At 41.4% G+C, this 16,555-nt stretch carries 11 protein-coding genes; 1 reads left to right on the forward strand and 10 read right to left on the reverse strand.

The features are described from left to right. Positions 1-83 precede the first annotated feature (83 nt). From kdpA to folK, 5 genes are all read right to left on the reverse strand, one after another. The gene (gene kdpA / locus RM049_RS05560) at positions 84-1,829 is read right to left on the reverse strand and encodes a potassium-transporting ATPase subunit KdpA (RefSeq protein WP_322703461.1); all 1,746 of its coding nucleotides are present in this window, start codon (positions 1,827-1,829) and stop codon (positions 84-86) included. Between the two features lie 507 nt (positions 1,830-2,336). Next, complete coding sequence (locus RM049_RS05565) at positions 2,337-2,888, reverse strand: hypothetical protein (RefSeq protein ID WP_322703462.1); 552 nt, start codon at positions 2,886-2,888, stop codon at positions 2,337-2,339. A 109-nt stretch (positions 2,889-2,997) separates the two neighbouring features. Further along, positions 2,998-3,843, reverse strand: coding sequence for an ADP-ribosylglycohydrolase family protein (locus RM049_RS05570; RefSeq protein ID WP_322703463.1), 846 nt, complete (start codon positions 3,841-3,843; stop codon positions 2,998-3,000). 12 nt (positions 3,844-3,855) lie between these two features. Continuing rightward, positions 3,856-4,404 (reverse strand): NUDIX hydrolase, encoded by a 549-nt coding sequence (locus RM049_RS05575; RefSeq protein WP_322689153.1) that lies wholly within the window; start codon positions 4,402-4,404, stop codon positions 3,856-3,858. A gap of 68 nt (positions 4,405-4,472) precedes the next feature. After that, positions 4,473-4,988: a 2-amino-4-hydroxy-6-hydroxymethyldihydropteridine diphosphokinase gene (gene folK / locus RM049_RS05580; RefSeq protein ID WP_322703464.1), complete on the reverse strand. Its 516-nt coding sequence runs from the start codon at positions 4,986-4,988 to the stop codon at positions 4,473-4,475. Between the two features lie 255 nt (positions 4,989-5,243). On the opposite strand from folK, the gene RM049_RS05585 reads away from it, so the two are divergent. Beyond that, positions 5,244-7,631, forward strand: a complete 2,388-nt coding sequence (locus RM049_RS05585; protein WP_322703465.1) for a penicillin-binding protein 1A — start codon at positions 5,244-5,246, stop codon at positions 7,629-7,631. 154 nt (positions 7,632-7,785) lie between these two features. On the opposite strand, the gene RM049_RS05590 is transcribed toward RM049_RS05585, so the two are convergent. The 5 genes from RM049_RS05590 to RM049_RS05610 all read right to left on the reverse strand — a co-directional run bounded on the left by RM049_RS05590 (position 7,786) and on the right by RM049_RS05610 (position 16,198). Next, positions 7,786-9,162: an MATE family efflux transporter gene (locus RM049_RS05590; protein ID WP_322703466.1), complete on the reverse strand. Its 1,377-nt coding sequence runs from the start codon at positions 9,160-9,162 to the stop codon at positions 7,786-7,788. 380 nt (positions 9,163-9,542) lie between these two features. Continuing rightward, on the reverse strand, positions 9,543-11,738 hold the full coding sequence (locus RM049_RS05595; RefSeq protein WP_322703467.1) for a transglycosylase SLT domain-containing protein: 2,196 nt from the start codon (positions 11,736-11,738) through the stop codon (positions 9,543-9,545). Positions 11,739-12,325: 587 nt separating this feature from the next. Then, a complete protein-coding gene (locus RM049_RS05600; RefSeq protein WP_322703468.1) occupies positions 12,326-13,384 on the reverse strand; it encodes a 3-deoxy-7-phosphoheptulonate synthase in 1,059 nt (352 codons plus the stop codon). A 198-nt stretch (positions 13,385-13,582) separates the two neighbouring features. Further along, positions 13,583-15,256 (reverse strand): alpha-amylase family glycosyl hydrolase, encoded by a 1,674-nt coding sequence (locus RM049_RS05605; RefSeq protein ID WP_322674689.1) that lies wholly within the window; start codon positions 15,254-15,256, stop codon positions 13,583-13,585. A 564-nt stretch (positions 15,257-15,820) separates the two neighbouring features. Beyond that, positions 15,821-16,198 (reverse strand): DUF1823 family protein, encoded by a 378-nt coding sequence (locus RM049_RS05610; protein WP_322703469.1) that lies wholly within the window; start codon positions 16,196-16,198, stop codon positions 15,821-15,823. Between the last annotated feature and the right edge of the window lie 357 nt (positions 16,199-16,555).

The following is a 16,555-nucleotide window of genomic DNA, read 5'->3' on the forward strand; positions in this document are numbered from 1 at the left end:
AGTCTTTGATACTCGTGGACGAGTCTTTGAGAGAGATGCTTCAAGTTCTAACTCTCCTTTGCCCCTCTACCCCTCTACACTTTTTAGCCAATACCTTTGGCGATAAAAAAGGCTTCACCAATGGGGCCTAATGCTAATACTGGGAAGAATGTAAGTGCGCCCAAGATTAAAATCACGCCTGCGGTAACGCCTGTAAATAGCCCGGTATCCGTTCGCAATGTACCAGTGGTATAAGGAACAGCTTGTTTACGAGACATACTATCTGCTAAAAACAGCAAACCGATGATGGGAATATAGCGTCCAGCAATTAAACTGAAGCAGGTACTCAAGTTCCACCACAAAGCGGTTAAAGTTGGTGCTGTACCTGTAGCGATCGCCAAAGGAGAAGGTTGTGAATCTCCCAAACCTTCAAAGCCAGAACCGTTGTTAGCAGCGGCTGAGGCGTATTCATAGATAACTTGAGCAAAGCCGTGGAAGCCGGGATTGCTAATTCCTGATAGTTGATCGGGAAACGCTAGGGCGATACCTGCGGGAATCATAATTGCGATCGGGTGAACTAGCAGAATTAAAAAACTAGCAAGTACAACCTCGCGCTTCTCAATCTTGCGTCCGAGAAATTCTGGTGTGCGTCCCACCATCAACCCTGTAGCGAACACAGCCAGAATCAGGTAAGCAAATAGATAAGCGGTTCCCGTACCCTGTCCACCCCAAATAATTTGCAGGAACATATTGGAAAGGGTAATAAAACCACCGTTGGGCATGAAGGAGTCATGTAAACTATTAACAGCGCCGGTCATCGTGCCTGTTGTAACTGTTGCGAACAAGGCAGATTGTGCCCAACCAAACCGCACTTCTTTACCCTCTAGATTCGGTTGCTGACTACCCAGCAGTGCATTCACAGCCGGATTGCCGTTATATTCCCCAATGGCATTGATAACGACAAATACGATGAAAAGCACACTAACCATGCCATATACTAACCAGGCTTGCTTGGTGTTATTAGCAAATAAACCGTAGGTATAAATCAGGGACGTGGGAATTGAAATCATCGCCACAATCTGAATCAAGTTTGAAAATCCATTGGGATTTTCAAAGGGGTGTGCGGAGTTGATGGCGAAAAAGCCACCGCCGTTTTCCCCTAATTGCTTGATAATTTCAAAATGAGCAACAGGGCCACGAGCGATCGCTTGACTGATATTCGCATCTTCCAAGGTGGGGAATACAACCGCACCCCCCAGTGTTTCAGGAACACCAGCTCCCATAAGAGCGATCGCGCCCACAATACAAATAGGCAGTAAAATTCGGGTAATCGAGCGAATTAAGTCTACATAAAAATTGCCTAACGATCTACCAGTCAATCCCCGAATAAAGGCAATCCCTACCGACAAACCAGTAGCAGCAGAAGTAAACATGTGATAACCAAGTCCCCACATTTGGCTGCCATAGCTCATGTAGGTTTCACCAGAATAGTGCTGCTGGTTAGTGTTAGTAATAAAAGAAATAGTTGTATGCAGTACTGTATCCCAAGTTGGGGCATTTATCTTGGTTGGATTTAATGGCAGCCATCCTTGATTCATAATAATCAAGAAAATCAGCAACCCCATTGCGACGTTACTGTATAGGATTGCCCGTCCATACTGCCAGCCAGTCATATTTTCTTTGGTTTTAACGCCAACCAAAGCATAAAGTACTCGCTCAACCGGATTCAAAATCGGATCGAGAAAAGTACTTTGCTCTAGGTAGACCCGCGCCATATAGCGCCCAAAAACAGGAGTAATTGCTACCACAATTAGTAGCGTTAATGCAATTTGAATCCATCCTTCTAGCATGAGTTAATCAAACTCCAACCTAAGTAAATTTGAGATAAATATCAGATATTTTCTTGTTATGCATCGGAAATATTTATGAAGTATATTGGCATACTTATTAACTTAACCAACCTATAGTTCTGGGCTTTCTCAATCAATCATGGAGCTTTTTGTTGAAGAAGACAAGGTATAAATTGATATTTAAACTAGGTTATATAAGAAATATATGTTTCTATGTATAAGAGTGTTTATCTCGATATATATCTGCAAATATAGAAGGATGGCTAAATACTAAACAAATAGCTATTTGACACTAAAACTAGCTGAGTCTTTGAGGATTACAGAAATTTTCAGCTTTATTGACTACGTAGGAAATGAGTAAGAATCTTAAAAAAGTGGTTATCAACTGCAACAATACAAACAAAACCATGATTTACGCGCAATTCGTCCAAAAAGGTTAATTTATCAAACCACTTTATCTACAAAACGTTAGGCGTTGCTTCTTTAAATATTTTACAAAATATCAAATTAACCTAAATATGGATATTTGGTAATTTTACATTTCAATAATTGCATCCAATATTTTGTAGCATTTTTTTGAGTTATTTCTATATCGCGCAAATTATGACCTTTGCATATCTTTAACATATAATATGTTAGTTGTAGAGCTACAAATAAATAAGTTAAGCCCAAAGGTTTTAAATGTTGCCAAAATAGGTGATATATAACTTGAAGTTTCTGTCTATGGCGAAAATGTATCCACCATTTGGTTTGATGTTCAGCTATATTTTTTTGTAGACCTAATATAGCCTCAATCTCTATAAATTTATCTTTTACTTGATTATAAAATTTTATTTCTTTTTCAATTTCTCCAGCCTTGTATGCTAAATCAGCATCATCAGATAACTGATAGGCTTCACTAATTAAACGACCAACATTTTCTGCTTTTTGTTGGTCATATCCAAGTTTAATATATATTTTAGTTGCTGCTTCTGCCAATTCAGCAAATTTTTCAGCATCATGGAGCCAATATATTTTTGTTTGTAGTTCTCCTAAAGTAGAAGCTAGAGTATGATTCATCAATTTGGCTTGGTTGGCTTGAAATATGCTTTCGATTATCTAACTTAAAATTAAACACTAAAATATAGCCTTTTGAGCATCTGAACTTAACTACTTTGATGTATTAGATTTAGCCGATCTTTTTACCCACCAAACTCATTAACTGCTTATCCAGTTCTATCAGGTAATCTCTACCGTAAGCTCCATTCTCTAACCCTGCGACAAGATGATTGGGAATGTCTTGTGTAATTTCTTCGCTACAAGAACCAGCAGCCAAAGCGATCGCAGCTACTGTATCTACATCCCCAGTAAAAGCGATACAATCTTGTAAAAGTTCGCTCATACTGTCATTTCGCATCACCGCAGTAATCGCTGCTCTGACACTCATCCAGCCTTTGGACTTGACTTTACCTTCCCACGGTTTATTCCACTCTCCAGATACATAACCTTCCAGAAACCGTCCTAATTTGCGTTTTGCTCCCAGTCGATAGATAAAATAATGCGACATTAAGGCAGCCGCAACAGCAGCATTGATCCCATCGGTTGTATTGTGGGTAATTGCCGCTTGAATTGTTGCCGCCTCAATGACTTTTTCTGGTGTGGGATAGATGCCAATGGGTGCTGCACGCATTGCTCCCCCGCTTTTGTCACTATCAGGGTTAATTTTCGTTAAAAACTCTTCCCCATCCTGAATTTCTAATAGAAAATGGTAGAATCTTCGAGCATAACCTTCTCTTCGATCGCGTTTAAAAGCTCTAACAAAACTATCGGCTAAAACTTCTGGCGTCCACGGTGCTTGAGCGACAATCACTTCCGCAATGGCAATACTCATCTGGGTATCGTCGGTGTAGCTGCCAGGATTGAGTCGAAAACGCGGATGTTCCACGTATCGACTCAAATCGTTGTTAGCGATCGTTTCGTCTGCATATTCAAAACCTGCACCGTAAGCATCTGCGATCGCTAACTCTAGCAGCATAAGGAAAGAGTATTAAATTAAAAACGGACGCGCCAGAAAAAAGCTAGAAACTGATTTAGCATCTACCGGCTCTCCCCCCAGAATAGCTTTTTCTAATTCTTCAGGAGTCATAAACACAGTTTCGATATCCTCGTCTCCATCTTGTGGTGGTGGTGTCTCCAGCTTTTCTAAATCTCGTGCCAGAAAAGCATAGATAATTTCATCAGAATAGCCAGGAGCTAGGAAAAATTCGCCTAATTTGTCCCATTTTTGGGCACTATAGCCAGTTTCTTCGGCAATTTCACGTTGTATTGTTTCTAAAGGCTCTTCTTTTCCTTCCAATGTCCCCGCCGGAAATTCTAATATCCGTCCCTGAATTGCAAAACGATACTGGCGCACCAGTATAAGTTTACCTTCTGCTGTCACTGGTACAGCTAGGGCACCGCCAGGGTGACGAATACATTCCCATTCTCCTTCCGATTTATTCGGCAAACGCAAGCGATTAACTTCAAAATCAAACTTGCGTCCTTTATGAAACAGGCGTTGTCTGAGCAGTTGTGGTAATTCTCTACCTAATGGCATAGTAAAATCTGATTATCTGTGAATACAGAGGCAAAATCAGTGTTCTTCTGCTTTTAAGGATGGTAATTTTAATTGTCCATCCATAAATGTACATCAGAACAGTCTACCTCTTTCAGCAGCTCTTTAATCACACACCCGGAAACTGGTTCTATCCAATCTGGGGCAATTTCTGCCAGTGGGACTAACACAAAGGCGCGATCCCGCATTCGTGGATGGGGAATTTGGAGATTTGGTGTGTCCAAAATAATGTCATCATATAATAACAAATCCAAATCTAGGGTTCGTGGCCCCCAACGTTCCTGACGCACGCGCCCAAATTGGTGTTCAATTTTCAACAAAATTTCTAATAACTGCTGGGGAAGTATTTCTACCTGCAATGTGACGCAGCCATTGAGGTAATCTGGCTGTGGTGGCCCGACAGCTTTGGTTTGATACCAATGGGATCTGGCTTCTAAAACAATACCTGGCGTTTGGGCTAAAGTCTCGATAGCTGCTGATAAAATTGTCTGAGAATCGCCAATATTACTACCAAGAGCAACGGCGCTTCGTCTTAGCTCTGCTTCGTCGTAGCCCGATGTGGACATTATATTTTCCTGAAATAAGCCGTTTTCGGGCTGTCTGTGCGGATACTTGTCAATAGTTTTTAGATTCGCAGTATTTATCAAAACTGCAACATTTTTTACAAAACTAAATTAACCAAATTTAAAAAACATTATTTTCTAGTGAATTCAGTTAATTATTTATAGGATATTATACTAACACAATGGTAGTGCTATAACCCCAAAGTTGATTGATGGTGGTTATAATTGCTTACTACTTTGAGTGAGCGAGGAACTGACGTGGGGAAGCTTACCTCCTGGTTCAAGCGAAGACCGACTAATTTGAGTGACTCTGGACGAGGAGGAACGAATGAGAGCTTACCACCAGCACATCTGGCGCAGACGAGGCAGTTACTGAGCAAAATGAAAATTTTACCATCTAAGATAAGGGTCAATCGGGCAACTGGCGCTAAACCACTCTATCGCCGCTTCTGGTTTTGGGCAGGTTTAGGTATTGGTGGTGGGATAGCTGCCTCGATCTACGGCATCAGTTTAATAGATCGGACTTTGCCAGATCAGTCCGAGTTGAATGCTGTGTTGCGAGAGCAAACACTGACCATAAAAGCTGCTGATGGCACAATATTACAACAACAAGGTGAAACGGCCAGAGAACAGCTACAGCTAGAACAAATACCAGATAATTTAAAAAAAGCTTTTATCGCCTCAGAAGATAGAAGATTTAGGCAACACAATGGAGTCGATCCGCAAGGGATTGTCAGAGCGAGTTTGAATAATTTGCGATCGCAAGGTGTGGTAGAAGGTGGTAGTACCATCACCCAACAGCTAACGCGGATTCTGTTTTTGAAACAAGAGCAGACAATCTGGCGCAAACTCAAGGAAGTCCGCCTTGCCCAAAAAATGGAGCAAGAATTAACCAAAGATCAGATTTTAGAACGTTACCTAAATCTGGTTTATTTGGGATCTGGAGCTTATGGTGTGGCAGATGCATCCTGGGTATATTTTAGTAAAACGCCAGACCAGCTTTCCCTTGCAGAAATGGCTACAATCGCTGGATTAGCTCCTGCTCCTAGTTTATACGCCCCAGACAAAAATCCCGAAGCGGCGAAACGGCGGCGGAACTTGGTATTGCAACGGATGCAAGAAGATAAAGTAATTACACCAGAGCAAAGGCAAGCAGCCGTTCAGGAGCCATTAACCCTCAAAACCAGTTTACCTAAGCGACTGGAAATAGAATCACCCTACTTTACCAGCTATATCCAAAAAGAATTGCCGAAGTACGTTTCTTCTAATGTGTTAAAAAGTGGAGGTCTAGTAGTAGAAACTACGCTGAACCCGACTTGGCAGAAAGTTGCAGAAGAGGCGGTTGCCAAAACCCTGCGAAATCAAGGACGCTGGGAAAACTTTAAGCAAGCGGCAATGGTGGCTATAGACCCCCGAAATGGTGAAATTAAGGCAATGGTTGGGGGAAAAGACTTTGGTAAAAACCAGTTTAATCGAGTTACCCAGGCACAACGGCAGCCAGGATCGACATTTAAAGGGTTTGTATATGCCACTGCGATCGCTACCGGTAAAAGCCCCTACGATAGCTACGAGGATGCACCCTTTGTCGTAGATGGCTATGAACCGAAAAACTATAGTGAAAACTTCCGGGGTTCAATGAACATCCGAGATGCACTTACCCGCTCTGTTAATATTATTGCAGTCAAGGTGTTGATTGATGTGGGATTTACACCAACGATTAAACTTGCCCATGATATGGGGATAAAATCTGAACTCAAGCCCACCTACTCCTTGGCTCTTGGTTCAAATGAAGTCAATCTGCTAGAGTTGACCAGCGCCTATGGCAGTTTTGCGACTCAGGGATTGCACGCAGAACCTCATGGTATTACCCGCATCCTCAACCGCCAAGGCAAAGTCATCTGGTCAGCTAATTTCAAGTCAAAACGCGTCCTTGACGCTGACAGTGCGGCCATCATGACTTGGATGCTACGCAACGTCGTCCAAGCGGGAACTGGTGGTGCTGCCCAATTAGCTAATAGACAAGTTGCAGGCAAAACCGGCACCTCCGACGAAGCCCGCGATTTATGGTTTATTGGCTACATTCCTCAGATGGTGACAGGGGTATGGCTAGGTAACGATGACAACCGCCCTACTTATGGCAGTAGTAGTAGTGCTGCTTACACTTGGCGCGAATTTATGGAAAAAGCGGTAGAGGGGATGCCTGTAGAAAAGTTTCCCAAACGACCCAAGTTAGACGGTCGCAAAGGCACTATCAAAGCCCAGTCCATCAAGCCCAAACAAGTGCTGAATCGTTCTATTGCCTCTAAAGATGATGATGACTCAGAAGGGGAAAGAGCGAGAAATTCTAATTCTGAGGAGAGTGGTTCATCTAGGAGACGTAGAAGAAGGAGAAGCTATTCTCAAGAAACACAGCAAGCAAGCGATTATACCCCAAGACGGAGAAGGCGCGCTCGCAGCGAATCAAGTTCTAGTAACTCCTCTTCAGAATCATCTACTCCACGGCGACGTTCTAGAAGAGTAGAATCTGATTCACCCCGGTCTAGAAGAAGTCGGCGAGAGTTGCCTCCCGCAAACAGTTCTGGTTCTTCAGGTTCTTCATCGTCACAACCATCTTGGCGGGATAGACTTAGACCTTCTAACCAGTAATGAGAAGTGGGCATTGTTGAGACTATGCACGACTTGGTAGGGAGTAGGGGAGCAGGGGAGCAGAGGAAACAAGGGGACAAGGTGACTTAAGTCAGAACTTACAACAAGTCTTTACCCTTGTCCCCAATTCTCGTTGTCCTCAAGTCGTCTTTAGTCAACCAGACTCAATCTCAGAAGTCAAAAGATAAAAACGCCCAGTTAAAAGCACTGCACCCATAAATAGCCCTAGTATTAAACCCAACCATAAACCTATAGCACCCCAGCCGAAAGTGAATGCCATCAGATAGCCCCCGCCTAGACCTACTATCCAGTAGGCGAACATAGTAATTAACACTGGCACTTTGGTATCTTTCAAGCCGATTAAAGCACCAGCAGCAATAGTCTGAATAGAATAAAATATTTGGACTATTGCCCCAACAGCCAGGAAAGAACTTGCCGTTTTAACTATCTCGATATTATCTAAATTACTGGTGTCCAAATACATTGCCACAATATAGTTGGGAAACAGCCAAAAAATTAGTGCCACAATACTTACAAAAGGAGTAACAAGCGCAATGCAGACTAATCCGGCTGTGCTTGCACCCTTGAGATCGTTTTGTCCCCTCAACTGTCCTACTCTCATCGTGACGGCATAGGAAATACCTATAGACACTGTTTCGACAAAACTTTCTGTCTCGACGGTAATTTCATGTGCTGCTAACGTCTCTGTTCCAAACCATCCCATCATTAAAGCAATGGCAGTAAATACTCCAATTTCTGCTCCATACTGCAACCCCAAAAACCACCCAGTTTGGAAGATATCTATAAACATATCTTTATCGAACTGATGCAAAGCACAGTCAAGCTGATAGTCTTTAAAGTAGTTATCAAAGCAAATCCAACTGGCGACAGCGATAAAATTTAGCCAAAAAATGAGTGTGCTTCCCCAACCGATACCGGCTAAACCAAGGGCTGGTAAACCAAATTTACCGAACATTAGCACGTAATTAGCAACCGCATTTAATAATAGTCCAGCTACCGTAATTACTGTTAAAAATTGGGGCCGATTCAGGGCAGAGCTAACTTCTTTTAAGATACAAAAACCGAGTGCGGCCGGAAAACCCCAAACAATAGACCGCAAATATGTTTGAGCTAATAATACATTGCTTTCTTCTTGACCAGTTAGCAGCAGGATATAGTCAAAGTGCCAAATGATAAACATTACAGGTAAGCACATCGTCACGGCTAACCAAATTCCTTGACCAGTAGCACGATTCACTTGGTCTATCTTTCCTGCACCAAAAGCATTGGCGACACTTACACCCGCGGCTGAAAGAACAGAACGACAAACGGAAGCTAAGGTAGAAAAGGTAACAGCACCTAAAGCACCCGCAGCTAAAACTTGGCTGTTAAGTAAGCCCATCATCACCCCATCCAATAGAGGAATGCCCGCTTCTAATATTTGAGTAATTACCAAAGGAACTGCTAATTGCAGGCAGGCTTGAACTTCTAATATCAGTTCTGACTTAAATTCTTTTGAGGTTAACTCCATTGGGGCGCTAAAAAAGCAATACTAAATACATTAAGATATATTAACGCCATAGGTGTAATCAACTCAAGCTATTAGCGATCGCCTCTGCAAAAATTGTGTTTCCTAACCCCATTTCCAGCAGATGACAAGTTATTTCCGATCTTCAACTGTCAATAATGGCACATCGTTAATCTGGGTAAATGTGATGCTTTTGACCAGGCTTTGCTATTACCTATGCCCAGCTTCAATGTACCAGCATTTATGGCTGTAATAACAGTATTGTAGTTAGGATTGAAGGTAATACCTATTAGTAATTAGCTAAACAGAGATCACTATGAGTTGTGAACTTTGAATTAAAAAATTGTTTGAACTCAACACTCACAACTCATAACTTTCTCAGATTATCGCGCTGGTAGTTGTGGGTGTGTGGTCGAGTACTTTGTCACTACGCCAGAAATTTCGGGGTTGTAAAGCCTGAGATAATTCCAGTAGTTGCCAAATACTTGCCGCACATAGTTTTTAGTTTCATCAAAGGGAATTTCTTCAACAAACTCATCTGGATCTTTTGTAGTTAGAGTTTGCAACCATTTGGAGACATTGCCGGGGCCAGCATTGTAACTAGCGATCGCCAGCAAAGAGTTATTGTTATATTGATCGTGGGTATGACCCAAATACCATGTACCCAGCATGATGTTATCGTTGGGATTTTCTAAACTTATTGTTTTGAAATCCACCTTGATTTGTGGGGCGATCCATTTAGCTGTACTCGGCAACACCTGCATCAAACCAGTAGCTTCAGCGACAGATTTGATTTTTGGTTCAAACCGTGACTCTTGACGCATCAAAGCAGTTACTAGCAAAGGATTAAGTTTACGGTCAACAGACCACTTTTCAATCTCTCGCTGATAGGGAAATGGATAACGCGCTTGCCAGTAGGTGATTTGTTTACTTAGAGTCTGATATTGGGCAAGTTCGGCTGGTATTTCTCGGTCTTCCAATTTAGAAATTTTGTCAATTCCGATGAGATTTTCTCCCCTAGCCTGCCGCATCAACCCTTCAGTAAATTGCTCTGCTACCGTTGGCTGAATTTTGTTCTGAAATTCTGTTTGCCATTGTAACCAGGCATCGCGGTCTTGACCTAGCAGATACAATTCTTTGAAAGTTTCAGAACCAGCAGGCGGTAATGGACGCTGGGGTGCGATTACTTCCGGGTTCATGACGCGCACGTTGTCAAAGTTGCCGACATTTAGCCCTAACATTGTCGCGGCTCGCCATGCATAGTAAGAGTAGGGAAACTGGCTAATCACATATTCATAAGCAGTTTTAGATTCTTGCTGTTTCCCCAGTGCAGCCGCCCATTTACCTACCCAAAAGCCTGCTCTTGGAGCCAAAATACTATTGGGGTTATTAGTGACGATTGGTTCTGCCCATTGCCAAGCACCGACGTAATCTTTGGCATTGGCTTTATCCTGGGCGATTTTCCAACGATACTCTGCTGCTTCGTCAGAGTTACCATATTTACCTATGAGTAATTGCCACGCCGCGCTAGCTGACTTTTGATCCTTGAGAGTTTGGAGGGTTTTGGCTTTTTGTGCCAGTGCAGTACCAGCTTGTTTGGGAAATTTACTAATTACCTGATCAAGATAGGGTAAGCCGTCTTTAGGTGTTTTTGCGGTTTCTGCTAAACGCAGTAGTGCCGTCCCAGTTTCCTCACTATTGGGAAATTCCTGCACTAATTGTTTATAGGTGGCGATTGCTTTTTCTTTATCTTTGCCTCCTACCTGTAAACCCCGTGCAGTCCGGTAGAGGTTGCGCGATGTTTTGGGTGCTTTGGCGTAAGCATTAGCCGCTTTGGGAAATTGACTATTTTCCCAATAGCTAGTACCAATAAGTTCCCAATCTTCGGGTTTGAGGGTAGTCTGTTTTGCTAGCTGATCCAAAACGCCCACTATGCCTGGTTGATCGTAGGCATACTTAGCCAAAATCAATTGTAATTGTGGCTGATTGGGATTTTCTTGCAAGCGTTTGCGGATAATTTCCCAAGTTAGAGGATTGGAAGGAAATTGAGCGATCGCAGTTTCTTGTTGCTTTGGTTGAGCAATCAGATATAGCGCTTTGACTGCGGCCGGTTCTTTGGGATACAGTTTTAGCACCCTTTGCCTGAGATCCGAGGCTTTGCCGTCCTCGCCCAGCAAATCCTCTGCCTGGGCTTGTTTGAGCAAAATGTATGGTGCGAGGATCGGATAGTCTTTCTCTAGTCCTTCGAGTAAAACTAGAGCTTTTTGCCCTTGGGTTCTTTCAATATAATCACTCGCCAAAAGATAACGAGCGCGATTGCGATCGGGCGATCGCGATTCGGCAGCGATCGTTGCTAGTTTTGCCGCCCGTTCTGGCAGCGATTGCGATATCAGCCCAAAGACAGCTGATTTGGCAACACTACCGTCCGATCTTTGCTCTGCTTGATTCTGACTTAGTTTGAGCCATTTTCCCAGAGACTTGCCAATCTCAGGTGCTGATACCATTGCCCCAGTTAAAAAGGCAAGCAGTGCTGCACCCGCAATTATCGAAATTTGCTTTTTCTGTAGTTTCTTCAGCATGAATACCCGCTGAAAAGTTTCGGTGAATTTCTTGAAACTCTAACACTCCTAACCATCAGTGTTACCAATTTTTAATTTTAGATTTTTAATTTTATGTAGAAAAATACTCATTTTCAATCCTTCAGTTGGTAGTATTGAGTAATTAGCACATATTAGATACTATTACATCTATCTTGGGTATATCTTAAAAGATGGTAGGAGGCAGCCCTTCAGTTAGGGATTCGACTTCTACTGATTTGGTACGACTGAATTCCCTTACCTTGTAAGAAGCTGACACGACAGTGCAAATCTGAAACTCTTCTCTCGATAAATAAATTACGTCGCCACCACTTGGGTATTTTCCAGCTTTGTCGGGTGTATTATCGCCTCAGCCTAACGCACCGTCATAAATTTTCGTGCGTTATGGACTTTAGATTTAACGCACCCTAGCAAATTAAAGCTAATGTAGAGCAGGTTTTGAAATTTGCGCGTACACCGTTGCTGAAACAGTAAGAGAAATAGAGCGGAGTTTATTAGTATACATTAATACTTAACAAATATCCTCTAAATCCCCATCGATCGCATTCTGAATTCTGACTTCTGACTTCTCATTTAAGTTTTTCGTGAGCAGCCAAAATAATTTTTTCGGTTTCTTCCCAGCTAATACATTTATCAGTTACAGAAACACCATATTTTAATTCTTCTTGTTTCCCAGCAATCGGTTGACTACCTTCATACAAATGCGATTCTAGCATCATGCCAACAATTGATGTATTACCATCCACTATTTGCTGAATAATATTTTCTAAGACAGCACCTTGTAATTTGTAATCTTTATTGGTATTTCCGTGGCTACAGTCGATAACAATTCTCGGTGGTAAATTTGCCTGTTTTAATTTCTCTTCTACCAGTTTGACATTTGCTGGATCGAAGTTAGGTTGACTACCACCTCTTAAAATTACGTGACCGTAGCCATTACCTTTAGTTTGAAAAACGCTGACCTGACCGTTTTGATTAATTCCCAGAAAACTATGCGGGTTCCCAGCTGATTGTAGAGCATTCAAAGCTACTTGAATATTGCCATCAGTACCGTTTTTAAAACCTACAGGCATCGAAAGTCCACTGGCCATTTCGCGGTGAGTTTGTGATTCAGTTGTGCGTGCGCCAATGGCAGACCATGTAATCAGTTCGCTGATATATTGAGGGATGATTGGATCTAGTGCTTCTGTGCCAGCAGGTAATCCCAACTCTGTAATTTTTAATAGTAGCTCCCGTGCAATTAATAAACCTTTCTCTACATGAAAAGAATCATCCATATCTGGATCATTAATTAACCCTTTCCAGCCTACAGTTGTTCTGGGTTTTTCAAAATACACTCGCATAATTAGTAGCAAGTTATCCTTGACTCGCTCGGACAAGATTTTTAATCTCTCAGAATATTCGAGTGCTGCTTTTGGGTCATGGATTGAGCATGGGCCAACTACTATAAATTTCCGACGATCCTTAAAATCCAGGATATCTTCTATTTCCTGCCTATATGCTAAGACTCTTTGTTCGGCTAATTGTGTTAAAGGTAATTTTGACTTTACTTCATTGGGAGTTAATAAAATGCGATCGTTCTCAATGTTAGCGTTATCTATATTACTATTAAAGAATTTGTTGTGCATGGGGGATGCTTTGGCAATTCTATAGACGCACTTCAACTCAAAAGTGTAACACAAACCAATGAAATTTTAAAATAGCTTATTTTCTGCTTGACAAATTTCTAATTAGACTGTAAACGAGTTAAATTATAACTAAAAAAGGGGAAAACATTTCCCCTTTTCTTTTTTATTGGACTACCGACTTAGTAGTAGTGTATATCATTACTGCCATACAAACACTTTAGCTTCGTATGGTCCCAAGTCAATTACGATGCCATCTTCACCAGATTCGACATCATAATTGCCTGTCCACTCGTGCCATGTCCCAGCGCTAGGAAAGTCAGGAACTTGATAGCCTCCTAGAAAATTTTCGGAGAAATTTGCAATTACGACTACACGAGAACCTTCATCATTCCAACGAGTATAAGCTAATACTTTTGCTTCCGGATTTTCGTGGATAAAATCGATATTTTCTGTGTAGAGAGCGTGATTGCTTTTACGCAGATTAGTTAAGCCTTTGTATGATTCAAATAAACCACGATTTAAATCGTTACCTAACAGTGTCCAATCAATTTTGGATGATTCAGGTTGTTTAGGTTTATACTCGCCAAATTCTTCTCCCATCCAAATCAAAGGCACACCAACAGCAGTCATTAGGATGGCTACTCCTAATTTGACCCGGCGAAATGCTTCTTCGTCAAAAATCTCACGGTTCCCCAGTTCAACCATCACATGATTATGGTCGTGGTTAGTGAGATAATTTACTACATTGGTAGCACCCAAAAAGCCTTGGCGCTTGCAGTCAATCACATCTTTGAGACGCTCTAAATCAAACGTATCACCGCAAATGTGTTCTAGAATGCAATGATAAAAACTATCATGCCAGCAACCATCCATCGGCCCATCTACATTGGTAATGCTGGTAGTTTCAGGAATGTGTTCGGCAACATTATAAAAAGGCTTCATGCTAGCAGTGTTTTTGGCTTCCTGAACAATCCAGTGCATGAAGTCGTAGTTAGCAATTTGCCGCGCCGCATCATAGCGAATACCATCAAGATGAAATTCTCCAATCCAAAAACGAATTGTATCACCAATAAATTTCCAGGCTGGTTTAATATCTAATTTTTCATCATAATGTTCGTAATTAAACTCAGGCCCCCAATTATTATCAGGGTCACGAGGTTCGTGATGATACCAGTAATCGTGGTCAATTTGTGTTAAAGGAGCAGATGCTTCTGAGTGGTTGTAAATTCCGTCAATAATTACACGAATGCCTCTGCCATGACACTCATCAATCAAATTTTTTAACTCAGCAGTAGAACCATAACTTGATTCTGTTGCAAAAAAGTGACGAGGGTTATAACCCCAACTATAATCACCAGGATATTCTTTAAGTGGCATCAACTCAATAGCATTGACTCCTAGTTCGCACAAATAGTCTAACTTTTCAACTACGTGTTTGTACTTGCCTCGTGCATAAGGGTCGTCCTCGCCACCAGAAAAGTCACCGACATGCAATTCATAAATTACTAATTCGTGGTCAGCAGGTAAAGGTTTGTCATCATGTTGCCAAACATAAGTATCGGTAATCCTTTGCCCATCTTTGACCCGGATAATACCATCATCTTTTCCACTTTGTTCATCTATATCAGTTGCATAAGGATCTGTAACATCAACCCATTGTTCGGGTTCAAAAAACCATGAATTTGACTGAACGCGAAATTTATATTTATAAACGCCGTCTTCTAGTTCAACACTTGTACGAAAATAACCATCATCACCTTTTTCCATTGGAATTTCTTGCCAATCAGAAAAAGAACCAATTAATGCTACTCCTTTGTTATAAGGTGCAAATAAATTAAATTCAATTGGCTTTGCCATAGAAGTGTTTGTAATACCAAGGGTTGATAGAAGTATTCTCGGATGCTCAATTGAATTTGCAAATCGCTCTACAGAAAGAATTATGTAACCAGCGCTTCTATCTTCAGGATGAATTTATCAATAAAATTGTAAAGAATTACTGTGATTAATATTTTTTGACTGTCTATCATATTTTTTTACTAATATCAAATTCAACGTCAGGCATTTTAGGCTCGTAATACTACTAAGCCTAAAATGCTATTGAACTCAAAGTGTAAAATTAGAGGATGTTTGAAAAGTCACGATTGATCTATCAAATATTTTTTTACCCCACCCTAACCCTCCCCTTATAAAGGGGAGCCACTGCGTTGGGCGGGCAACGCCCGACTTGAAGCATGTGGCGTGAGAGAACCGGATTTTTCTTGTTTCCCCCCTTTATAAGGGGGGACTAAGGGGGGTAACAATGCAATTAAAATCACAGCCCATCACTTTTCAAACAACCTCTTAGAACGGATAGATTAATGGCTTTTTCTTAAGTTTTTAAATAGCAGATATTTAGTAAGGATAAGAGATTGTTTGCTAAATATCTGCGGTATTGGATTACTCAATTTTGCCGCTAGTTTTTTGCAGATAACTTAACAACCAATTTGCTGCCGTTGCCCTGCGAGTTTGCCGAGGCCCAAATTCCCCAATTTTGTAACCTTTGAAACCCAGTTTTTCTTTTAGCATTTGTTTATTTTCAGCAGGAATGGAACGAGTCAACTTGACTGTTGCAGGGCGAGATTCAAGAAAATCTGGTGGTTGTGGGTACTCATCTTGCCATTCTGGTGCAACTAAGCTGGTGTCCCATTGTGCAATTGAAGAGTCATAACGATAGCCTAAATAATGCCATAGCAACTGGTTGACTGTGGCATCATCAAGTTTATCGTCAAGAATTGCCCAAATTGTTTCTGTATTAAGTGGTGGCAGGTTAGACATAAACAATTCAAAATTCTAAGTTGAAAAACTGACTACTAAATTAATTAAATTCACTACAGTTAGGAGGTAGTTAAAAATACTTTATCACTAGTTTGCAGCACTCCCAAAGTGGGGGATAATTTTATTTTTATCTATACCTGCTGGAAGATTTATTCGCTACAACCATTAGACAAACTACTAAAGTGACCCCAAATAAAGAAATTCGCCAACTCAGGAGGAAAATTATGGGAATAGAGGATATGTTCAGAAATATAGTCGGTGGCAAGCAGAAACAACGCGATCAAGAATGGGATAATCGCGATCGCCAGTACAGACATCGTGGCGATGATGATGACGATGACCGCCAGTACAGACATC

It is taken from the genome of Nostoc sp. DedQUE04, from assembly GCF_034530995.1.
Lineage (GTDB): Bacteria > Cyanobacteriota > Cyanobacteriia > Cyanobacteriales > Nostocaceae > Nostoc.